The 19,893-nt window shown below is 70.7% G+C and carries 17 protein-coding genes and 1 riboswitch; of the genes, 10 read left to right on the top strand and 7 right to left on the bottom strand.

Annotated elements, in window-relative coordinates; all coding sequences use genetic code 11:
• Window positions 1-95: 95 nt before the first annotated feature.
• On the bottom strand, window positions 96-1,931 hold the full coding sequence (locus MK786_RS14100; RefSeq protein WP_241112873.1) for a L,D-transpeptidase family protein: 1,836 nt from the start codon (window positions 1,929-1,931) through the stop codon (window positions 96-98).
• A gap of 101 nt (window positions 1,932-2,032) precedes the next feature.
• Window positions 2,033-2,500, bottom strand: a complete 468-nt coding sequence (locus MK786_RS14105) for a hypothetical protein (protein ID WP_241112874.1) — start codon at window positions 2,498-2,500, stop codon at window positions 2,033-2,035.
• A gap of 144 nt (window positions 2,501-2,644) precedes the next feature.
• Here MK786_RS14105 and MK786_RS14110 point away from each other — a divergent pair, with 144 nt between their 5' ends.
• The 6 genes from MK786_RS14110 to MK786_RS14135 all read left to right on the top strand — a co-directional run bounded on the left by MK786_RS14110 (window position 2,645) and on the right by MK786_RS14135 (window position 9,111).
• On the top strand, window positions 2,645-3,844 hold the full coding sequence (locus MK786_RS14110; protein WP_241112875.1) for an ROK family transcriptional regulator: 1,200 nt from the start codon (window positions 2,645-2,647) through the stop codon (window positions 3,842-3,844).
• A 107-nt stretch (window positions 3,845-3,951) separates the two neighbouring features.
• Window positions 3,952-5,241 (top strand): extracellular solute-binding protein, encoded by a 1,290-nt coding sequence (locus tag MK786_RS14115; protein WP_241112876.1) that lies wholly within the window; start codon window positions 3,952-3,954, stop codon window positions 5,239-5,241.
• Window positions 5,242-5,426: 185 nt separating this feature from the next.
• Entirely contained in the window at window positions 5,427-6,401 is a 975-nt protein-coding gene (locus MK786_RS14120; protein ID WP_241112877.1) for a carbohydrate ABC transporter permease, read from the top strand.
• Complete coding sequence (locus tag MK786_RS14125; RefSeq protein ID WP_241112878.1) at window positions 6,398-7,369, top strand: carbohydrate ABC transporter permease; 972 nt, start codon at window positions 6,398-6,400, stop codon at window positions 7,367-7,369. Before MK786_RS14120 ends, MK786_RS14125 begins: the two co-directional genes overlap by 4 nt.
• 43 nt (window positions 7,370-7,412) lie before the next feature.
• On the top strand, window positions 7,413-8,339 hold the full coding sequence (locus MK786_RS14130) for an ROK family protein (RefSeq protein ID WP_241112879.1): 927 nt from the start codon (window positions 7,413-7,415) through the stop codon (window positions 8,337-8,339).
• Entirely contained in the window at window positions 8,332-9,111 is a 780-nt protein-coding gene (locus MK786_RS14135) for a glucosamine-6-phosphate deaminase (RefSeq protein WP_241112880.1), read from the top strand. Before MK786_RS14130 ends, MK786_RS14135 begins: the two co-directional genes overlap by 8 nt.
• Window positions 9,112-9,143: 32 nt before the next feature.
• Here the strand turns inward: MK786_RS14135 and MK786_RS14140 are convergent, their stop codons facing one another.
• The 5 genes from MK786_RS14140 to MK786_RS14160 form a co-directional block, all read right to left on the bottom strand.
• Complete coding sequence (locus MK786_RS14140; RefSeq protein WP_241112881.1) at window positions 9,144-10,535, bottom strand: FAD-binding oxidoreductase; 1,392 nt, start codon at window positions 10,533-10,535, stop codon at window positions 9,144-9,146.
• Window positions 10,532-10,918, bottom strand: a complete 387-nt coding sequence (locus MK786_RS14145; protein WP_241112882.1) for a YrdB family protein — start codon at window positions 10,916-10,918, stop codon at window positions 10,532-10,534. The genes MK786_RS14140 and MK786_RS14145 overlap by 4 nt, the downstream gene beginning before the upstream one ends.
• A gap of 50 nt (window positions 10,919-10,968) precedes the next feature.
• Window positions 10,969-12,984, bottom strand: coding sequence for a sigma-70 family RNA polymerase sigma factor (locus MK786_RS14150; RefSeq protein WP_241112883.1), 2,016 nt, complete (start codon window positions 12,982-12,984; stop codon window positions 10,969-10,971).
• 439 nt (window positions 12,985-13,423) lie between these two features.
• The gene (gene nagA, locus MK786_RS14155; protein ID WP_241112884.1) at window positions 13,424-14,551 is read right to left on the bottom strand and encodes an N-acetylglucosamine-6-phosphate deacetylase; all 1,128 of its coding nucleotides are present in this window, start codon (window positions 14,549-14,551) and stop codon (window positions 13,424-13,426) included.
• Entirely contained in the window at window positions 14,548-16,089 is a 1,542-nt protein-coding gene (locus MK786_RS14160; RefSeq protein ID WP_241112902.1) for a family 20 glycosylhydrolase, read from the bottom strand. Before MK786_RS14160 ends, nagA begins: the two co-directional genes overlap by 4 nt.
• A gap of 231 nt (window positions 16,090-16,320) precedes the next feature.
• A riboswitch (ZMP/ZTP riboswitch) is annotated at window positions 16,321-16,405 on the top strand.
• A gap of 67 nt (window positions 16,406-16,472) precedes the next feature.
• Between MK786_RS14160 and glyA the strand changes: the two genes are divergently transcribed.
• The 4 genes from glyA (at window position 16,473) to MK786_RS14180 (ending at window position 19,820) form a co-directional block, all read left to right on the top strand.
• The gene (glyA, locus tag MK786_RS14165) at window positions 16,473-17,747 is read left to right on the top strand and encodes a serine hydroxymethyltransferase (protein WP_241112885.1); all 1,275 of its coding nucleotides are present in this window, start codon (window positions 16,473-16,475) and stop codon (window positions 17,745-17,747) included.
• A 149-nt stretch (window positions 17,748-17,896) separates the two neighbouring features.
• A complete protein-coding gene (locus MK786_RS14170; protein WP_241112886.1) occupies window positions 17,897-18,778 on the top strand; it encodes a bifunctional methylenetetrahydrofolate dehydrogenase/methenyltetrahydrofolate cyclohydrolase in 882 nt (293 codons plus the stop codon).
• 76 nt (window positions 18,779-18,854) lie between these two features.
• A complete protein-coding gene (locus MK786_RS14175; protein ID WP_241112887.1) occupies window positions 18,855-19,412 on the top strand; it encodes a dihydrofolate reductase family protein in 558 nt (185 codons plus the stop codon).
• A 3-nt stretch (window positions 19,413-19,415) separates the two neighbouring features.
• Window positions 19,416-19,820: an MmcQ/YjbR family DNA-binding protein gene (locus MK786_RS14180; RefSeq protein WP_241112888.1), complete on the top strand. Its 405-nt coding sequence runs from the start codon at window positions 19,416-19,418 to the stop codon at window positions 19,818-19,820.
• The last annotated feature ends 73 nt before the right edge of the window (window positions 19,821-19,893 follow it).

Genomic DNA, 19,893 nt, shown 5'->3' on the forward strand with positions numbered 1-19,893 from the left:
CCCCGCGGTGCCTCCACCCCCCCACCGCGCCGCGGCCCCGCCCCGGCCGCCCCCCCCCCCTCTTCTCGTTCCGGCCGCAACCGGAACGCGTGTGATCAGGCGTGCACCCACACCTCGGTGCCGGTGACCGTCCAGTCGTAGATGAACTTCGCGTCGGCATCCCACATGTTCACGCAGCCGTGGCTCTGCTGGAATCCCAGCGCGGAGCGGAACGCCGAGGCCCCGTGGAAGGCGATGTCGGGGGCGAACCACGTGATCCAGGGCACATCCTCGGTGCAGTAGCTGTTGACCGCCTCGGGGTTGTAGCACAGCGCGCCCATGTCCTGGATGCGCGTGTACGCGTTCACGGTGAAGTGCCCGGTCGGCGTCGGGGTGGCGTTCATGCCCGAAGAGATCGTGTACGTGCCGATGACCTTGTCGTTCTCGTAGAGATAGGTCGTCTGCGCGCTCAGATCGACCTCGACGCGACGCTCGAGCGACGTGGTCTTGAACTCGGTCTCGGTGACGGGCAGTTCGTACGCGCCGCTGCCGGAGGCGAGCTGGGCGGCGAAGTCGTCGGCGATCGACGAGGTGTCGCCGAGCGTGCGGCCGGTGACGCCCTCCGACAGCTCGCGGAGCACCTCTCCGGCGGAGTTGGTGATGACGGTGGCGTCCACCGCTGCGCGGTCGACCTGTTCGGGCAGGCCGGCGACGATCTGTTCGATCGCGGCGGCGTCGGCCGAGATCTCGAACGTGCCGCGCTCGCCGGGCGTCACCGTGAGCCACGAGGCGGCGACCTCGCGGGCGACGGGCACCGTGCGCTCGCTGCCCACGTAGAAACCCGCGGTGGTGAGGATGCCGTTGAGGCGAGCCGCAGCGGCTTCGGCGACGTACGTCGGGGTGGTCGCCTGAACGGGTGCCGAGACGGCCTCGAACTCGACGCGGGTCTCACCGGCCTCGAAGGCGTCCTGCAACGTGGCGCGCAGCGCGGCGATGTCGACGCCCGTGCCGGGCTCGGCGGGGGTTGTCACGTACGACACCGAGGTGGCGTCGTAGGCGAGGGTCGCGTCAACCGGCTCGGTGTAGAGCTCGGGGGCGGCGGCACGCAGGGCGGACGTGGCGGTCTCGTCGTCGATGCGCACGGGCGCATCGATCGATTCCGGGAACCACGCTGTGACGTTCCAGAGCGGGTTGGCGGCGAACGCCTCGCCGACGAGGCTGCTCGCGTCGACCGAAGCGCCGAGGTCGGCGCCGGTCACTTCTGCCTCGCCGCCCTCGCCCACGAGGACGATGGTGGTGTCGGCGAGGCGCTGGTTGACGATGTCTGCCGCGACGGCCGGCGGGAGGAGACCGATCTGGACTCCGGCCACGGACGTGCCGGGTGCGAGGAGGGTGACCGAGGCGATCGCGAGCGCGACGACGGCGGCGCCGGCGCCGAGGCCGATCCACAGTGGCTTGCGGCTCTTCTTGGGGGCGGGTTCCGCCGGCGCCCACGCGTACGCCGGGGTGGCCGGCCCGCCGCCGGCCGGGGCGGAGTGGGCGGGCGCGTCGTCGGCGACGGGGGAGACGACGTCGGTGGGGGCGGCTGCCTCAGGGGCGACGTCCGACGCGGCGACGGAGGCGAGCACGGTTGTCGTGTCGTCGGCGATCTGTTCGTGGGCAGCGGGCTCTTCGACGTCAGCGACCGTAACCTCGGTCTCGTCGGCGAGCTGTTCGTCGGCGGCGGGCTCTTCGACGTCAGCGACCGTAACCTCGGTCTCGTCAGCGACCGTATCCTCGGTCTCGTCGGCGACCGGATCCACGGTGACCGATTCCGCATCGGTGTCGGCCTCGGCGAGATCGGCGGCGTCCGCCTCGTCCGTGTCGGCGTCGGTGAGCGCGGCGTCGTCGATGATCGCGCGGTCGTCAGCCTGCGCGTCTTCGGCCCCTGACTTGGTCGCCAGATCCGTCACGTCTTCACCCCCCGGTTGTGAGCAACGTTGCCCCCATGGTAAATGACGCGCCTGTGCGCGCGGGCAACGACCTGATCACGGTGTCACGGTGCGACGGGAGGTCACTCCGTCGGTGTGCACAGCTCCTGGAAGCGGGCACCGGTCTCCTGGAAGCCTTCACCGAGCTCCTCGAGCTCGCCGACCTTCGAGGTGTCGCCCTCGACGATCGCCGACATGAGGTCGGCCACCTGGCCGAACATCGACTGCAGGTCGGGCAGGATCGCCTTGACGTCCTCGTTGGTCACCTGGTCGGAGGCGTCGGCGAGGCTCTGCACGGCGGCGTCCATGGCCTCGACGACGGCATCGGGGTCGTTCGGGTCCATGTTCTCGAACTCCGCCGAGGCGTCGGTCATGATGTCGTTCACGAGGTCGCAGGCCTCGGCCGTCGTCTGGGTCCCGCCGTCGGGGCGGTCCGATGGAGCAGCAGTGCCCGTCGCACCGGTGGGACCGGTGCAACCCGTGAGACCGAGGAGGGCGACGGCTGCGACCGTGAGCGCGGCGAAGCGGGGGGAGAAGGGCGTCGTACGCATCGTCCCACTGTAGGTGACGGCATCCGGAGCGCACATCGAAGCCCAGCCGACTCCCGGCCGCGGGTGTAACAGTTTTGTAAACACGCCGCCCAAATCCCTCTCCAAGGGTTGCGGATTGTTTGTTCGTAAGGTCTACTAACAAACATGTCTGCATCGGAAGTGCAGCGCGGCTCTTCCACTCTCGAGTCGCCGCACCCTTCAGGAAACGCCGCCGGACGCGGCTTCGGCTCGCCCCGGGCCCTGCGCCAGGGCGGCAAAGTGCTCCCCGAGCACGCCCGCGGCCACAACCGGTCGCTCGTGCTGCAGACCCTCTTCCACCAGGGCGCCATGAGCCGTGCCGACCTCTCCCGAGAGACGGGCCTCACCCGCGTGACGATCTCGGACCTCGTCGCCGAGCTCATCGCCGACGGGTTCGTCGCCGAGATGGGCGTACGGGAGGCATCAGGCCCGGGCAAGCCGGCGATCCTCGTCGACCTCGACCGTGACGGGCACCGCATCGTCGGCATCGACCTGTCGGGGAGCGACACCATCATCGGCGCCGTCCTCACCCTCGACGGCGACATCGTGTTCCGCCGCGAGGTGGCACTGCCGCAAGCCGACGACGTCGTGTCGACGGTCGTCGAGCTCGCACGCGTGCTCGTCGCCGAGTCGCACGCTCCGGTGCTCGGCATCGGCGTCGGCACCCCCGGTGTCGTCGACGATCGCGGCGTCATCCTCACCGCCCCGAACTTCGGCTGGGCGGGCTTCGACCTCGAGGGCGCCCTCCAGGATGCGCTCGGACTGCCGGTGCTCGTCGCCAACGACGCGAACGCCGCGGTCCTCGCCGAGTACACCTTCGGCGGCGCGGGTGACGACGTGCTGCTCGTCAAGGTCGGACGCGGTGTCGGCTCCGGTCTCCTGGCCGGCGGTCAGCCCATGCGCGGCGGACGCTTCGCCGCGGGCGAGATCGGTCACGTCACCGTCGGCACCGACGGCGGCCCGGTCTGCGGCTGCGGCAAGGTCGGGTGCCTGGAGGCATGGCTGTCGGTCCCTTCGCTGTCGTCGCGGCTGGCCGCGGCATCCGCTCCCGAAGATCGCGAAGGCATCCTCCGCGACGCGGGCGAGCGCCTCGGCATCGCCCTCGCACCCGTGGTCGGCGTGCTCGATCTGTCGGAGATCGTGCTCTCCGGCCCCATCGAACTTCTCGACGGACCCCTCGCGGAAGCGACCGTCGAGACCCTGCGCACCCGAACGCTGGCGCACGTCCACGACAGCGTCCGCGTGCGGATGACGGAGCAAGGTCAGGACATCGTCCTGCGCGGCGCGGCCGTCATGGTCCTGTCAGGACAACTCGGGGTCTCCTAGCGCAAAGGCTGCGCTGCCGGGGTTCGACTCCGGAGCCCCACAACCAAACCCCCCTGGATGGGTCACCCGGCCCGTCATCACCACCAAGAGAACCAAAGGAAGACACCATGAACAAGAAGCTCGGAGCCCTCGCGCTCGTCGGCGCTTCGGCTGTCGTTCTGGCCGGATGCGCGGGCGGCGGCGGCGCTGCTGCCCCCAGCGAGGCCGCGACCGGCGACCTGACCGTGTGGCTGGTCGGCACGGACACGCCGCAGACGGCCCGCGACTACCTCAAGGAGACCTTCGAGGAGGAGAACGACGGCTGGACGCTCACCATCGAGGAGAAGACCTGGGCCGACGTCTCCGACACGTACGAGGCGGCGCTGTCGTCCAATGACGCTCCCGATGTCGTGGAGGTCGGCAACACGCAGGCGATCGGCTTCGCCGACAAGGGACTGTTCCTCGACATCTCCGACATGGAGGACGCCCTCGGCGGCGACGACCTGCTGCCGGGTCTCGTCGAGGCCGGCACATACGACGACTCGCTGTGGGCCGCGCCGTACTACGCCGGGGGCCGCGTCGTCTTCTACACCCCGCAGATCGTCGGTGACACCCTCCCGGCCACGCTCGAGGAGTACGTCGAGAAGGGCGCGGAGCTGACCACCACGACCGTCTCGGGCATCTACGCTCCGGGCCGCGACTGGTACAACGCGCTTCCCTACGTCTGGGCCAACGGCGGCGAGATCGCCGTTCAGGACGGCGACGAGTGGGACGCCCAGTTCGGCAGCCCCGAGAGCGTCAAGGGCCTCGAGATGCTGCAGGACGTCTACGAGAACGCCACGGTCGCCCCGGTCGACGGCAACGAGCGTCTCGGCAACATCGCCTTCTGCGCGGGCGAGGTCGGCTTCCTGTCGACGCCGGCGTGGGCGGAGGGCAACCTGACGGGCGCCTGGCCGTGGGGTGACGAGGCCGCGGGTGAAGAGGTGTCCAACGGATGCCCCGACACCTACGCCAAGGACCTCGGCGCGTTCGCGCTCCCGGGCCTCGAAGAGGGCGAGACCGCCCCGATCTTCGCCGGCGGGTCGAACGTGGCCATCGCGTTCAAGAGCGACGCCCAGACCAAGGCCAAGGCCGCTCTCGAGATCATGCTCTCCACCGGCTACCAGGAGCTGCTCGCCGAGCAGGGTCTCGTTCCGGGAATCATCTCGGCCGCGTCGGCGCTGCCCGACACGGACTCCGCCAAGGCCCAGGCCGAGGCGCTGGCGAACTCGAAGTTCACCCCGGCGAGCCCGAACTGGGGCGAGGTCGAGGCTGCGCTGATCATCCCCGACGCGCTCGTGCGCATCGCGCAGGGTGAGGACGTCCAGACCGTGGCCGACGAGCTCGACACTCAGATCGAGGACATCCTCAACAAGTAAGTCCCCCCGGAGGTGAGGGGTCCCGGTTCCGACCGGGCCGGGACCCCTTCACCCCGGACCGAGCACTCGGTCAGACTCAGGTCGCGGACCTGCGCCTGACCCGGAGAGCGGTCCTCTCCGCACACATCCCGCCCCGCCGGTCACCTCGTCGTGCCCGGACGCACACCCCACAGAGAGGAGACGACATGAGCGACACCGCCACCGCGGTGCGTCCCGCCGATCAGCGGCCCACCGGCTCTCGCCCGCCCGTCTCACGGGAGAAGGCACGCGCGCGACGCGATGCGCGCAGCGCCTGGACGCTGCTCGCCCCCTCCCTGATCATCCTCGGCGTGATGGTCGCCTACCCGGCCGTGCTCATGGTCATCCAGTCGTTCACCGACTACACCGTGCGCAACAAGGTGCAGGGCACCATGCCGAACTTCGTCGGCTTCGAGAACTACCTCGACCTGTTCACGCAGTCGGACTTCCCCGTCGTGCTCATCCGCAGCCTGGCGCTCATGGTCGTCATGACGGTCTTCATCATGGTGTTCGGCGTGCTCATCGCCGTCCTGATGACGCGCCTCAGCCGTGCGTGGCGGATCGTCGTGTCCGTCGGACTCCTGCTCGCCTGGGCCATGCCTCCGCTGACGGCGACGGTCGTGTGGGGGTGGATCTTCGACACCCAGTACGGACTGGTCAACTGGGCGCTGAACACGATCACGGGAACCGACGACTGGACCAACCACCCCTGGCTGCTCAACCCGTTCTCGTTCTTCTTCGTCCTCACGATCATCGTGGTGTGGCAGGGTGTGCCATTCGTCGCCTTCACGACGTACGCGGGCCTCGGTCAGGTGCCCGCCGAGGTGCTCGAGGCCTCGTCGCTCGACGGCGCGAACGGCTGGAAGCGCTTCTGGAACATCGTGTTCCCGTACCTGCGCAGCGTGCTGACGGTGGTCCTCGTGCTGCAGATCATCTGGAATCTGCGCATCTTCACCCAGGTGTACGCGCTGCAGAGCCGAGGCGGCATCGCTCGCGAGACCAACGTGCTCGGCACCTACCTGTTCCGCCAGGGTCCCGGCGAGGTCGCATTCACCGCCGCCATCGGCGTCGTCATGGTCGTCCTGCTGCTCGTCCTCTCGTGGGGATACGTGCGCACCACCCTCAAGGAGGAGGAACTGTGAGCACCCAGGTCAGCACCGGCACTCAGCTCAGCACCGTCGGCGTCGACGAGGTGCTCGGGGAGGTCGGAAGCGCGAAGACGCCGAGGCGCGGCTCGATCGACGCGCGGCGACCGTCGCCGAAGCGCATCGTCACCCGCACGTTCCTCAACATCGCGGCTCTCATCGTCTTCGTGATGTCGGTGTTCCCCGTGTACTACATGGTGAACCTCTCGTTCACGCCGAACTCGAAGATCATCAGCCGCAACCCGAGTCTGTTCCCCTTCGACTTCACGTTCAGCAACTACCGCTCGGCGTGGGGCCGCGAGGCCGCCCCCGGGCAGACCGACTTCGCCCACGCCCTGCCGACGACACTCACGATCACGGCAGGCGTTCTCGTGGTCACGGTGCTGTTCGCCTTCCTGGCGTCGATCGCGCTCGCCCGCTTCAAGTTCCGCGGTCGCTGGACGTTCATCGTCGCCGTGCTCGTGGTGCAGATGATCCCCGGCGAGGCGATGATGTTCACGATCTACGGCATGATCGACGACTGGCGCCTGATGAACACGCTGCTGGGCCTGGGGATCGTCTATGTCGCCATGGTCGTGCCCTTCACCATCTGGACTCTGCGCGGCTTCGTTGCGGGCGTACCGGCAGACCTCGAGGAGGCGGCGATGATCGACGGGTGCACCAAGTCGCAGGCGTTCTGGAAGGTCACCTTCCCGCTTCTCGCTCCGGGGCTGGTCGCCACCGGCATCTTCGCCTTCATCCAGGCGTGGAACGAGTTCACCATGGCCCTCCTGTTCCTGCGGGGCTACAACCTGACGCTGATGCCCTGGCTCAACGCCTTCCAGTCGTCCTCGGTCGGCGGCGCCGTCAACTGGGGCGCCGTGATGGCGGGTTCGACGATGATCGCGATCCCGGTCGTCATCTTCTTCCTCATCGTGCAGGGCCGCATGACCGGCGGTCTCGTGTCGGGGGCGGTCAAGGGCTGATGCGCGCCGTGAACCACACCCTCTCCCGCGGGGAGACGGGGCGATGAAGGTCGGGCTCGACGTCGGCGGCACGAAGACCGACGCGGTCGCGGTCGACGACTCGGGCGCGATCGTGGGTCGCATCCGCCTGGCGACGGGATGGGGACCGGATGCCGTCACCGGCACCGTCCTCGACGCCGTGAGCGCCCTGGGGCGCGAGGCCGGCGTGGATGTCTCCGCGATCCGCTCCGTCGGCATCGGCATCCCGGGTCAGATCGAGCCGGGCACCGGACGCGTCGTGCACGCCGTGAACCTCGGCGTCGAGGAGCTCGACCTCGTCGCCGCCACCCAGTCCCGACTGGGTGTGCCGGTCGGCGTCGACAACGACGTCAAGGCCGCCGCACTCGGCGCCTTTGCACTACACGGCGGCTCGGGGTCGATGGGCTACCTCAACCTCGGCACCGGCATCGCGGCGGGCATCGTCAGCGAGGGCGTCCTGTGGCGCGGCGCGCGCGGCACGGCAGGCGAGGTCGGCCACATCTCAGTCGACCCGAACGGGCCGCTCTGCCGCTGCGGTCAGCGCGGCTGCATCGAAGCGCTCGCCGGCGGCGGCGCGATCGCCGAGCGCTGGGGGCACGCCGCGGCACTGCCGGTGCGCGATGTGTTCGACGCCGCCGACGCCGGAGACGCTCGGGCGCGCGAGCTTCGTGCCGGACTGACGCGGGGCGTGGCGGCGGCCGTGCGGGTGCTCGTGCTCACCGCCGATGTCGACGCCGTCGTCCTCGGCGGCGGCGTCACGGCGCTGGGCCCGCGGCTGATGGCGGATGTCGCGGCCGAGCTCGCAGCCAGTGCCGAGGCATCCCCGTTCATGCGCTCGCTGCGCCTCCAGGAGCGCGTCGAGCTGCTTCCTGCCGGCTCACCCGCCGCCGCACTCGGCGCTGCGCTCGTCGGTGCCGCCCGCGACCCGGAGGGAGCTCTCACGCGTGGCTGAGATCATCATCGTCCGAGACCCGGCTGAGGCCGGCGCGATCGCCGCCGACGAGATCGTGCGCCTCATCAGTGCGAACCCGCGCACAGTGCTCGGGCTCGCCACGGGGTCCACGCCGCTCCCGGTGTACGAGGCGCTGCGCCCGCGTGTCGCCGGACTCGACGTCTCGCAGGTGCGCGGCTTCGCCCTCGACGAGTACGTCGGTCTCGACCCCGCCCACCCCGAGAGCTACCGCTCGGTGATCTCGCGCGAAGTCGTCGAGCCGCTCGGTCTCGACCCGACTCTCGTGCGCGTGCCAGACGGGTCGCTCGACGGCATCGAGCATGCGGGCGACGACTACGAGCGTGTGATCACCGAGGCGGGCGGGGTGGACCTCCAGATCCTGGGCATCGGCACCGACGGCCACATCGGCTTCAACGAGCCGGGCTCGTCGTTCGCGTCGCTCACGCGGGTGAAGACGCTCACCGAGCAGACGCGCGAAGACAACGCGCGGTTCTTCGACAGCGTCGACGACGTCCCCCGGCACTGCATCACCCAGGGACTCGGCACCATCATGCGCGCGCGTCACCTCGTGCTGCTCGCGTTCGGCGAAGGCAAGGCCGAGGCAGTCGCCGGTGCGGTCGAAGGCGCGGTGTCGGCATCCCTCCCCGGGTCTGCGATCCAGCTGCACCCGCACGCCACGGTGCTCGTCGACGAGGCCGCGGCTTCGCGTCTCGCCCATGCCGACTACTACCGCTACGCGTACGCCAACAAGCCCGCGTGGCAGGGTCTCTGACCGCCGCAGCGATCGCCGGGCGCCGGCGGGGCTCAGTCCGCGAAGACCTTGCCCGGGTTCAGGATGCCGAGCGGGTCGAACTGCCGGGTGATCCGTCGCTGCAGATCCCACTGGTCCTCGCCGAGCTCGTCGACGAGCCAGCGTCGCTTGAGCACCCCGACGCCGTGCTCGCCGGTCAGTGTGCCGCCGAGCCGCAGTGCCGCGCGGAAGAGGTCGTCGGCGGCTGCCCAGATGTGCGCAGGTGCCTCGATGACGCCGAACTCGTCGGGCTCGGCGTCGAAGATGAAATTCGGGTGCAGGTTGCCGTCGCCGGCGTGCGCGACCGTCGGGATGACGACGCCGTGCTCGCGCTCCACGCGGGCGATCTCGTCGAACATCGCGGGCAGTGCGCTGCGGGGCACGGAGACGTCTTCGATCAGGGCGGTGCCGAGCGTCTCCATCGCGGGGTGCATCGACCGGCGGATCGTCAGCAGGCGCTCGCCCTCCTCGCGGTCGTGCGAGACGGCCACGGCCCCGCCGGCAGCCATGAGGACCTCGGCGATGCGCTCCGCCTCCAGGTCGGCGGCAGGGCCATCGGTCTGGATCGTCAGCTGCGCCGCACCGGGGGTCGGCGGCTCGAGAGACAGCAGCCGGTGGACTGCCGCAAGGGAGGCCGCATCCATCAGCTCCATGATGGCCGGCTGCACGCCTGCGGCGGTCACGGCGGCGGATGCCTCAGCCGCGGCGCGCACACCCGGGAAGGTCGCCGCGATCGTGCGCACCTCGCCGGGCACGAGCCGGCGCAGCTTTAGCGTCGCGCCCACGACGACCCCCAGCGTGCCCTCCGAGCCGATGACGAGCGAGGTCAGGTCGAGACCGGTGACGCCCTTGACCGTGCGGTGGCCGAGGTGCAGCAGGCGGCCGTCGGCGAGGACGAGATCGATCCCCAGCACGGCGTCGCGCACGACTCCGTACTTCGCGCACAGCAGGCCGCCGGCGCCCGTTGCGATGTTGCCGCCGACGGTCGAGGTCGCGCGGCTGGCGGGATCGGGGGCCCACCACAGCCCGTGCTCGGCGAGCGCGGTGTTGAGGTCGGCGTTGATCAAGCCCGGCTCGACGACCGCGAGCAGGTCGTCAGGACGCACCTCGAGAATGCGGTCCATGCGACGCACCGAGAGGGCGATCTCGCCTTCCCCCGCGTTCGCACCACCCGCGAGCCCGGTGCCCGCTCCGCGCGTGACGACCGGCGTGCGGGTCGCGCTCGCGATGCGGAGCGTCTGCTGCACGTCTGCGACCGAGGTCGCATGCACGACCGCGAGCGGGGTTCCGGATGCCGCGTGCCCCGACTTGTCGGCGCGGGATTCGGCCAACGATGCGGGGGAGCTGTCGACGCGCTCGCCGAGGGCGGCGCGCAGCTGCGCGACGACGTCGACCGGCGTGCTCACGCGAACCGGCGCCGACCCGCGATCACGCCGATGATGACGGCGACGACGCCGAAGCCGAGCCCGATCCAGGCCTGATCCATGCTCCACCAGGCGATGGTCGCCGACGCATAGACGAGAAGCTCGACGAAGGCGCGCACGAACGGGTGCACCGCGAACACCGCGCGGGGGGAGACGAACAGCGCCCACACGACGATCGCCAGCACGGGCGCACCGATGCCGGCCACGATGTTCCAGGGGAACGGCCAAGATGCGAAGCCCCAGATCGCAAGGGTGGCGAAGGCGAAGAGCTCGCACAGGAAGGCGAGGACGTCGATCGCCGACAGAGGCGCCCGCGTGCCGGGGGCGGGCTCGGCGGATGACGCGGGGCGGGCGGAGTCGGACATGACTTCCAGTTTAGGCGCCGCTGCTCGCCCGTTCCGGCGTGCGGAGCGCGTCAGAACAGGTCGCTCAGCCTCGTGCCGACCGGCGTGCCGACGCGAGCGCCGTCGACATAGCGCAGCTCGAGGCGCGCGTCGGCGGCGAGCTCGGCCGCGGTCGGCACGATGGTGAGCACAGCGGTTCCGCCGTCGAGCAGCGCGGTCGCCCGTACGGAGCCGCGGATCCGGGCCTGCGCCGTGGCGCCCGCGGGGCCGCCGACCGTCACGTGGATCGACGTCGATCCGTCGGAGGTCGTGGCCGAGCTCGACACGATCGACGGCGACCCGCCGGGCACTCCTGTGCTCTTGGCCACGCTGCCCGCGTTGCCGTCGGTGCCGCCGTTGCCCACGCTGCTGTTCTGGGGCGTGCCGTTGGTCGCACCGCCGTTGTTCACGCCGCCGTTGCCGTTGGTGCCGCCGTTGTTGCTCCCGCCGTTGTTCGTGCCGCCGTTGCCGTTGGTGCCGCCGTTGTTGCTCCCGCCGTTGTTGGTCCCGCCGTTGCCGTTGGTGCCGCCGTTGTTCGTGCCGCCGTTGTTCACGCCGCCGTTGTTCGTGCCGCCGTTGTTCACGCCGCCGTTGTTCGTGTCGCCGCTGTTCACGCCGCCGTTTCTGGTGCCGCCGCTGACGCCTGCGGTGTCATCGGCGACGTCCGGTTCGGTGCTCGCGTCGCCCGTGGCGCCACTCCCGCCCCCTTCGGCGGGAGTGTCCCCGCCCTGCGGGTCGGCAGCGGCCCCGATCGTCTCGGTGAGGACGAGCGGGATGTCGGAGGGGGCCGGTCCACCCGGCGCGGTGACCGGCACCGTCGCCGCCCGGATCATCTCGAGCGGCGTGACCGACTGCTCGTCCACCGTCTGCACCGCCGATGCGGGCGCGCCCTCGGCGGGAGCAGGGTCGCTCGCGCCCGGCAGTGTGACCGCCGCGACGGTACCGGCGACGAGGAGTCCGGCTGCAGCGATGCCGGCCACCCCTGCAGTACCGAGGAACCCGCCGGTGGCGGCGGCTGTCACCGTCGTTGCAGCGCTCGCAGCGCTCGCAGCGCTCGCGGCGCTCGCGGCGCTCGCAGCGCCAGCACCGCTCGTCGCAGCCGCACCGGCCGCACCGGCTGCCGCCGACCCCGCGCCGGCGGCGGAGCCTGATCCGGCGGCCGATCCTGCGGCGCCCGCGCCGACGGTGACGGCGCCCTGCATCACCGATGACGGCATCGCGGCGACGGTGGCGATCGGCACACCACCCTGCAGCGTCGCGAGATAGCCGGCGGTGCCGGCGACCCCGACCGTGAGGGGGATGAGCACGAGGGCGAGACGGCTCGACACCTCTCTGGCCTCGCACGCGACGATCGCGCAGCGCGCGCAGCTCGCGAGGTGCTCCTCGACGCGGGCGCGGTCGCGGCGTCCGACGTTGTTGCGGGAGTATGCGCCGAGCCGCTCGATCGACCACGCGCAGTCGGAGCCGTCAGCGACCAAGCGCAGATGCGCCTGGATCCATGCCTCCCGCAGGCCTTCGCGGGCGCGAAAGGTCAGCTGCGCGACGGCGGTGGGCTTCAGGCCGAGCAGCGGCGCGATCTCGGCCGGCTTCATGCCCTCGATCTCGGAGTACCAGAGCACCTCCTGCCATCGCGTCGGGAGACTGTGGAAGGCCCGGTGCGTGAGGCCGCGGTCCAGCGAGGCTGCGGTCGCCTCGTCGGTCGTCGTCGGGTCTTCGATCGTCTCGAGCTCGTCGATGGCGGTCTCGCGCCGGGTGCGGCCCCAGCCTGCGGCGGTGTTGCGGATGCTGGTGAAGAGGTACGCGCGGAAGGAACCCGTCGGGCCGCCACCGCGACGGATCGACTGGTAGATCCTCGTGTACGCCTCCTGCACGACGTCGTCGGGATCCGTCGTGGGCGAGACGCTGCGGGCGACCGCGATGCCGGAACGGTAGTGGCGGCGCCAGAGCTCGCCGTACGCGGCGGCGTCGCCGGACCGGCTGCGCAGCACGAGGTCCGCGTCACCGATGAGCGTCGGATCGCCCATCGTCGAGTCGTCGTGATCGATCACGGTCCCCCCGATCGGCTGCGCGGCTCCGACCGCTGCCCGGCGGCGATCCAGCCTAAGCGGGCCGATGGCAGACGGTCCGGCCCCACCATTCTGACCGCGAGCGGCTGGTTTGACCAGATCGATCCTCGATGCGTGCGCTCGGCGGACGGCACGTGCGGATCCCATCCGAGAGGAATTCCTCCCGACCCGCGTAATAGATCGCCCACCAGCCCGTCTCATCTACAAGACATCGCTGCTCGCCGATAGTGGGGATCACGGTGAGCATCGGCGAAGGACGGATCCCGTCCGTGTCGCCGGAGGCGGGGTTCGGTGGGAACTCGGGGGAGGGACCACCGTCCCCGCCCTACCCGGACCTGTGGCCATTGCCCGAATGGCGACCGGTCACACCACCCAGCTTCGTCCGCGGCGAGGCCCCGGGTCGCGCGCCCGACGGATCCCGTCAGGCGGCGGCGCCCGCCACCCAGACGCGCTGCACGCGCAGTTCGCCGTCGAGCAGCACGGCGTCGGCGACACCGCCCACGGCGAGCGTGCCGAGATCCGCGCGCCCGACGGCCCGCGCGGGTGTCGCCGTCAGCGCGCGCACCGCCACCGGCAGCGCGACCCCCGCAGCGACCACACGGCGCAGCGCGTCGTCCTGCGTGAGGGTCGACCCGGCGATCGCTCCGTCGGCTGCCAGCCGGGCCACACCCTGATCCACGACGACCTCGAGGCCCCCCAGTTCGTACCGCCCGTCACCGGTTCCCGCTGCGGCCATCGCATCGGTGACGAGAGCGACGCGACCGCCGGCCGCCGCGAACACGACCGCGATCAGGTCGAGGTCGACGTGCGTGCCGTCGGCGATCAGCTCGAGAACCACGCGCCCGTCGCGCATCGCGGCGACAACCGGCCCTGGTGCCCGATGGTGGATCGTCCGCATCGCGTTGAACGCGTGGGTCAGGATCGTCGCACCGGCGTCGAAGGCGCGCTGGGCGGCATCCGCATCGGCGTCGGTGTGCCCGACGGCCACAGCGACGCCCGCCTCGACGAGCCGGGCGATCGCGGCGTCGGCGCCCGGCAGCTCCGGAGCCAGGGTGATCTGGCGGATCGTGCCGCGGCCCGCCTCGAGCAGGCGATCGACGGACGCTGCGTCGGGTGCCCGCAGCAGCCCTTCTGCGTGCGCCCCCTTGTGGCCCGGATCGAGGAACGGCCCCTCCAGGTGAGAGCCGAGAATGGTCGGGTCGGCCGAAGCGAGATCGGCGACCATCGCGGCGCGTGCGGCGAGGTCATCGAGCGGTGCGGTGACGAGCGAGATGACGGCTCGCGTCGTGCCGTGCGCCAGATGCAGGGCTCGCGCGGACCGGATGGCAGCCGGGCCGTCGTCATAGCTCACGCCGGCTCCGCCGTGGCCGTGGATGTCGACGAACCCGGGGACGAGGCATCCGCCACCGCCGTCGAAGAGATCGTCGGCCGCCGGTCGTTCGCGGCCGACGCCCGTCGCCCGCACGCGGCCTCCGTCGAACAGCACCCACGCGTCGTCCGTGATGCGCCCGTCGTCGACGAGCCGCACCGAGTGGACGAGTGTGCTCACTCCGTCGCCCAGTCGATCTCGCCGCTGGGGTGGAACCCGATGCCGAGGCTTGTCCACAGCGGACCGAGCGCGCCGACGCGCGCACGGAAAGACTCCCACGTGCGCAGGTCGCTCGCGCCCGTCGCGGGCGACCAGGCGGCCTCGGCTGCGGCGGCGACGCGCGGGAACGCCATCGTCTCGACGTCGTCGAGCGTGCGGATCGTCTCGCTCCACATCGGCGCCTCGACGCCGAGGATGTCGCTGTCCTCGATGCCGGCGATCGTCCTGGACGGCTCCCACTCGTACGCGCGCTGCACGCTCGTCGGCCCGTTCGCCCACGTGAGGCCCAGCTTCGGACCCGTGGGGTACTGCATGTCGAGGTAGATCGCGTCGGCGGGGGAGAGGATCAGCTGACCGCCGTTGCGGACGAAGCCGCGCGCCTTCTCATCCATGCCGTCGGTGGGCTCCACGAATCCCCAGTACTGGCCCGCCGTCGCCTCGGCGAGGTCGGCAGCGTCACCGGCCTCGTGCCAGGCGACCGGCGTCTTGCCCAGGTCGGCGATGATCGCGCTCACCCTGGCCACGAACAGCGCGAAGTCCTCGTCGGGGGTGCCGAGCGCCTCGTCACCGCCCAGGTGCAGATACGGCCCGGGCGTCAGGCCCGCGAGCTCGCCGAAGACGTCGGCGGCGAAGTCGTAGGTGGCCTCGTCGTGGATCTTGAGCGACGAGAAGCCGACCGCGATGCCTCGGTACGGCCGGCCCGCCTCGGGCAGCTCGGAGCCGTCCTCCCGCATGTGGTCGGCGATCACCGGCTCTTCGACGAGCTCGGGGTACGCGAGTCCGACCGCGTGGGTGTGCCCCGGCATGTCGATCTCGGGGACGACGATCATGTGACGGGATGCTGCGTACGCGACGATCTCGCGGTAGTCGTCGTGGGTGTAGAAGCCGCCCGGATCGCCGCCGACCGCCGTGCTCGACGCCAGCTCGGTGAGCTTCGGGCGCGAGTGCAGCTGGATGCGCCACCCCTGGTCGTCGCTGAGGTGCAGGTGCAGCGCGTTGAGCTTCAGTCCGGCCGCGTGGTCGATGTACGCCTTGACGGTGTCGACCGGGTGAAAGTGGCGGGCGACGTCGAGCATGACACCGCGGTAGGCGAAGCGGGGTGCGTCGTCTATGGCGACAGCCGGCACGATCCAGTCGTCGCCGTCGCGCGAGATGAGCTGCCCCAGGGTCTGCACTCCGTAGAAGAGGCCGGCGGGGTCGGCGCCGGTGACGGTGACGGATGCCTCGTCCGCGACGAGCCTGTAGGACTCGGCTGCGCCGCTCCGCTCGATCGCCAGTGTCACAATCGGTCCGTCGCCGTCGCCGTCGCCGCCGTCGCCGCCGCCATGGTCGTTGTCGTCGCCGGCGAGGGTCAGACCGGTGCGTGCTTCAACCAGAGCGGAGAGGGCGGACGCGGCATCCGCCTCGCCTGCGATCCGCACGGAATCGGTGAGCCGGAACGGCGCGCCGGCTGTCGGGTCGAGCGAGGCGGGGGCGGGGACGACGGCGGGAAGCGGCACAGTGTCTCCATTCTGGGCGGCGGGCGCGCAGCCCGCCAGGATCGCCGCGATGACAGCGGCGACCGCTGCTGTCCGTCCTCGACGACGATTCATGTAAAGAGTCCTAACAAAAGGGTGGGGCCAGCCTATCGTTCCGGCGTCTCGCGTCCAATACGCGTCTCCCCCCGGCGAGCGGATGCCGCACGTCATCGACGGTCTCCGGAGAGTGCACGAGCGAGGCATCCGTTATGCTCGGTGTGTCGCGACTGGCGTTGAGGTGGACCACCACCGGGGAGCGACCGACTACGGCATTCGACCGCGCGCCTGGGCCGATGTGAGTTTCGATATGCGCGCGCTTCGCGGGCTACTCAACCGCTGTTCACTGCCGCAGTCAGGAGATCTTCATGACCGATCAGTACTTCAACGCCCCGCTCGCCGAGGTCGACCCCGAGATCGCACAGGTGCTCGAGCGTGAGCTCGATCGCCAGCGCGGCTACCTCGAGATGATCGCCTCCGAGAACTTCGTTCCCGTGTCGGTCCTGCAGTCGCAGGGCTCGGTGCTCACGAACAAGTACGCCGAGGGCTACCCCGGCCGCCGCTACTACGGCGGCTGCGAAGAGGTCGACGTCGCCGAGGAGCTGGCCATCGCCCGCGCGAAGGAGCTGTTCGGCGCCGAGTTCGCCAACGTCCAGCCGCACTCGGGTGCGACCGCGAACGCCGCCGTGCTGCACGCCATCGCGCGCCCGGGCGACACCCTGCTCGGACTCTCGCTCGATCAGGGCGGCCACCTCACGCACGGCATGAAGATCAACTTCTCGGGCCGGCTCTACGACATCGTCGCGTACGGCGTCGACCCCGAGACCTCGACGATCGACATGGACGAGGTGCGTCGCCTCGCCGTCGAGCACAAGCCCAAGGTCATCATCGCGGGCTGGTCGGCGTACCCCCGTCAGCTCGACTTCGCCGCGTTCCGCGCGATCGCAGACGAGGTCGGCGCACTGCTGTGGGTCGACATGGCGCACTTCGCCGGTCTCGTCGCCGCGGGCCTGCACCCGAACCCGGTGCCGCACGCCCACGTCGTCTCGTCGACGGTGCACAAGACCATCGGCGGCCCGCGCTCGGGCTTCATCCTCACCAACGACGCCGACATCGCGAAGAAGATCAACTCGGCCGTCTTCCCGGGCCAGCAGGGCGGACCGCTCATGCATGTCATCGCCGCCAAGGCGACGGCGTTCAAGCTCGCCGGCACCCCCGAGTTCAAGGAACGCCAGGAGCGGGTGCTGCGCGGTGCGCACATCATCGCCGAGCGTCTCTCGCAGCAGGACGTGGCGGGCGCCGGCATCACGGTGCGCTCGGGCGGAACCGACGTGCACCTCGTGCTCGTCGACCTGCGCAACGCCGAGATCGACGGCAAGCAGGCCGAGGACCTCCTCCACGAGATCCACATCACCGTCAACCGCAACGCGGTGCCGAACGACCCGCGTCCGCCGATGGTGACGTCGGGCCTGCGCATCGGCACGCCGGCGCTCGCGACCCGTGGCTTCGGCGACGCGGAGTTCACCGAGGTCGCCGATGTCATCGCCCTCGCGCTGCTGCCCGGTGCCGACGTCGAGGCGCTGCGCGCGCGCGTCGCCGCCCTGACCGCCGAGTTCCCCCTCTACCCCGGTCTGCAGCAGTAGCCCCCCGCGGATGCCGCCGCCCTCGGCCACGGCATCCTCCCACCCCCTCGTCCTTCGGCGAGACGTCAACGGGGCACCGAGACCGCGGGTACCAGCTGCCGTCTCGGTGCGCGGATGAAGTCTCGCGGTTCAGTCGAACAGGAGAGAACGTGACCGCACAGAAGCTCGACGGCAAGGCCGCTGCGGCCGAGATCAAGGCGGAGCTGGCCGAGCGGGTCGCCGCGCTCACGGCGCGGGGCATCACGCCCGGCATCGCGACGGTGCTCGTGGGCGCCGACCCGGCCTCGCAGCTGTACGTGGGGATGAAGCACCGCGAGTCCGAGTCGATCGGCATGAACTCGATCCAGCGCGAGCTCCCCGCCGACGCGACGCAGGCCGAGGTCGAGGCGCTGATCGACGAGCTCAACGCCGATCCCGAGTGCCACGGCTACATCGTGCAGCTGCCGCTGCCGAAGCACCTCGACACCGACGCGATCCTCGAGCGCATCGACCCCGACAAGGACGCCGACGGCCTGCATCCGACCAATCTCGGCCGGCTGGTGCTCAACGTGAACACCCCCATCACGTCGCCGCTGCCCTGCACTCCGCGCGGCGTCATCGAGCTGCTCCTGCGCAACGGGTACGACCTGAACGGCAAGGATGTGGTCGTCGTCGGCCGCGGCGTCACGATCGGCCGGTCGATCGGCCTGCTTCTCACGCGCCGTGAGTACAACGCCACGGTGACGCTCACGCACACCGGCACAGCCGACCTGTCCCACCACCTGCGCCAGGCCGACGTGATCGTCGCGGCGGCGGGCGTCAAGCACATCGTGCGCGCCGAAGACGTCAAGCCGGGCGCCGCCGTGCTCGATGTCGGCGTGACCCGCGAGATCGACCCCGAGACGGGCAAGTCGAAGGTGTACGGGGATGTCGCACCCGATGTCGCCGAGGTCGCCGGCTTCCTCTCGCCGAACCCCGGCGGCGTGGGCCCGATGACCGTCGCGCTGCTGATGACGAACGTGGTCGAGGCCGCGGAGCGGCTCGCGGACTGAACGGCTCTCCACGCCCGGGGTTTACGCCGCACCGCGATCGGTGGCAGGTTGAGGGGATGAGCATCGCGGAGCGGTCGTGCTGATCTACTCGATGGGCGTCTCGGCGGACGGATTCATCACCGACCGCGACGGTGGCATCGACTGGGGCGGTCCCGATGAGGAGCAGTTCGCCTTCCACATCGAGGAGATCCGCGACCTCGGCGGGTGCCTGTTCGGGCGACGGCTGTACGAGACGATGCTCGTCTGGGAGACGGACCCGTCGATCCGCGACAGCGCGGCCACCGCAGAGTTCGCCGACCTGTGGTCCGCCATCCCCAAGGTGGTGTTCAGCCGGACGCTCGACCGGGTGGAAGGCAACGCGAGGCTCGCCGAGGGGTCGCTCGCCGAGGAGGCGGCGCGGATGGTCGGCGCGACGGACAAGGACGTCGAGATCGGCGGTGCGGTCCTCGCGTCGTCCGCAATCGAACAGGGGCTGATCGACGAGTTCCGGATGTTCCGCTACCCCGTGATCCTGGGCGGAGGAATGCCGTTCCTCCCGCCCGTCGAGCACCCCGTCGCGCTCGAGCTGCTCGAGACCCGCACCTTCGGGGGGCGCGTCGTGTTCGAGCGGTACCGCCGCATCCAGGACGCCTGAGACATGCCCGACCTCGACGACATCCGCCGCACGGCCGCAGGCCTGCCCGGCTGCGAGGAGCGCACGATGACGGGCGGCGTCGCGTGGTTCGTGCGCCGCAAGCTCTTCGCCTGGGAGTGCCACCCGTGGCCGAGCATCCCCGAGGACATGCGCGCGATCATCGCGGCCGAGCTGGTCGTGGGCGTGAAAGTCGCCGACCGAGTCGACGCGCTCGCCCTCGTCGAGATGGAGCCCGACGTCTTCCTGCGCACGACGACGGCGTGGAACGAGCCCAAGGTCGCTTTCCGCATGGCGGGTGTCGACCCCGCACATCTCGACGAGCTCATCACCGAGGCGTGGCGAACCCAGGCGCCGAAGTACCTGCGGCGCGAGTTCGACGAGCGCACGCCCGCCGGCCGTCCCGGCTGACGCCGCCCGGACCTGGGCTCGTGGCAGCGGCGTCGGCGTGGAAGAGTCTCGATGAGGACGGCTGCCGCGGCAT

The organism is Microbacterium sp. CFH 31415 (genome assembly GCF_022538185.1).
Taxonomy (GTDB): domain Bacteria; phylum Actinomycetota; class Actinomycetes; order Actinomycetales; family Microbacteriaceae; genus Microbacterium.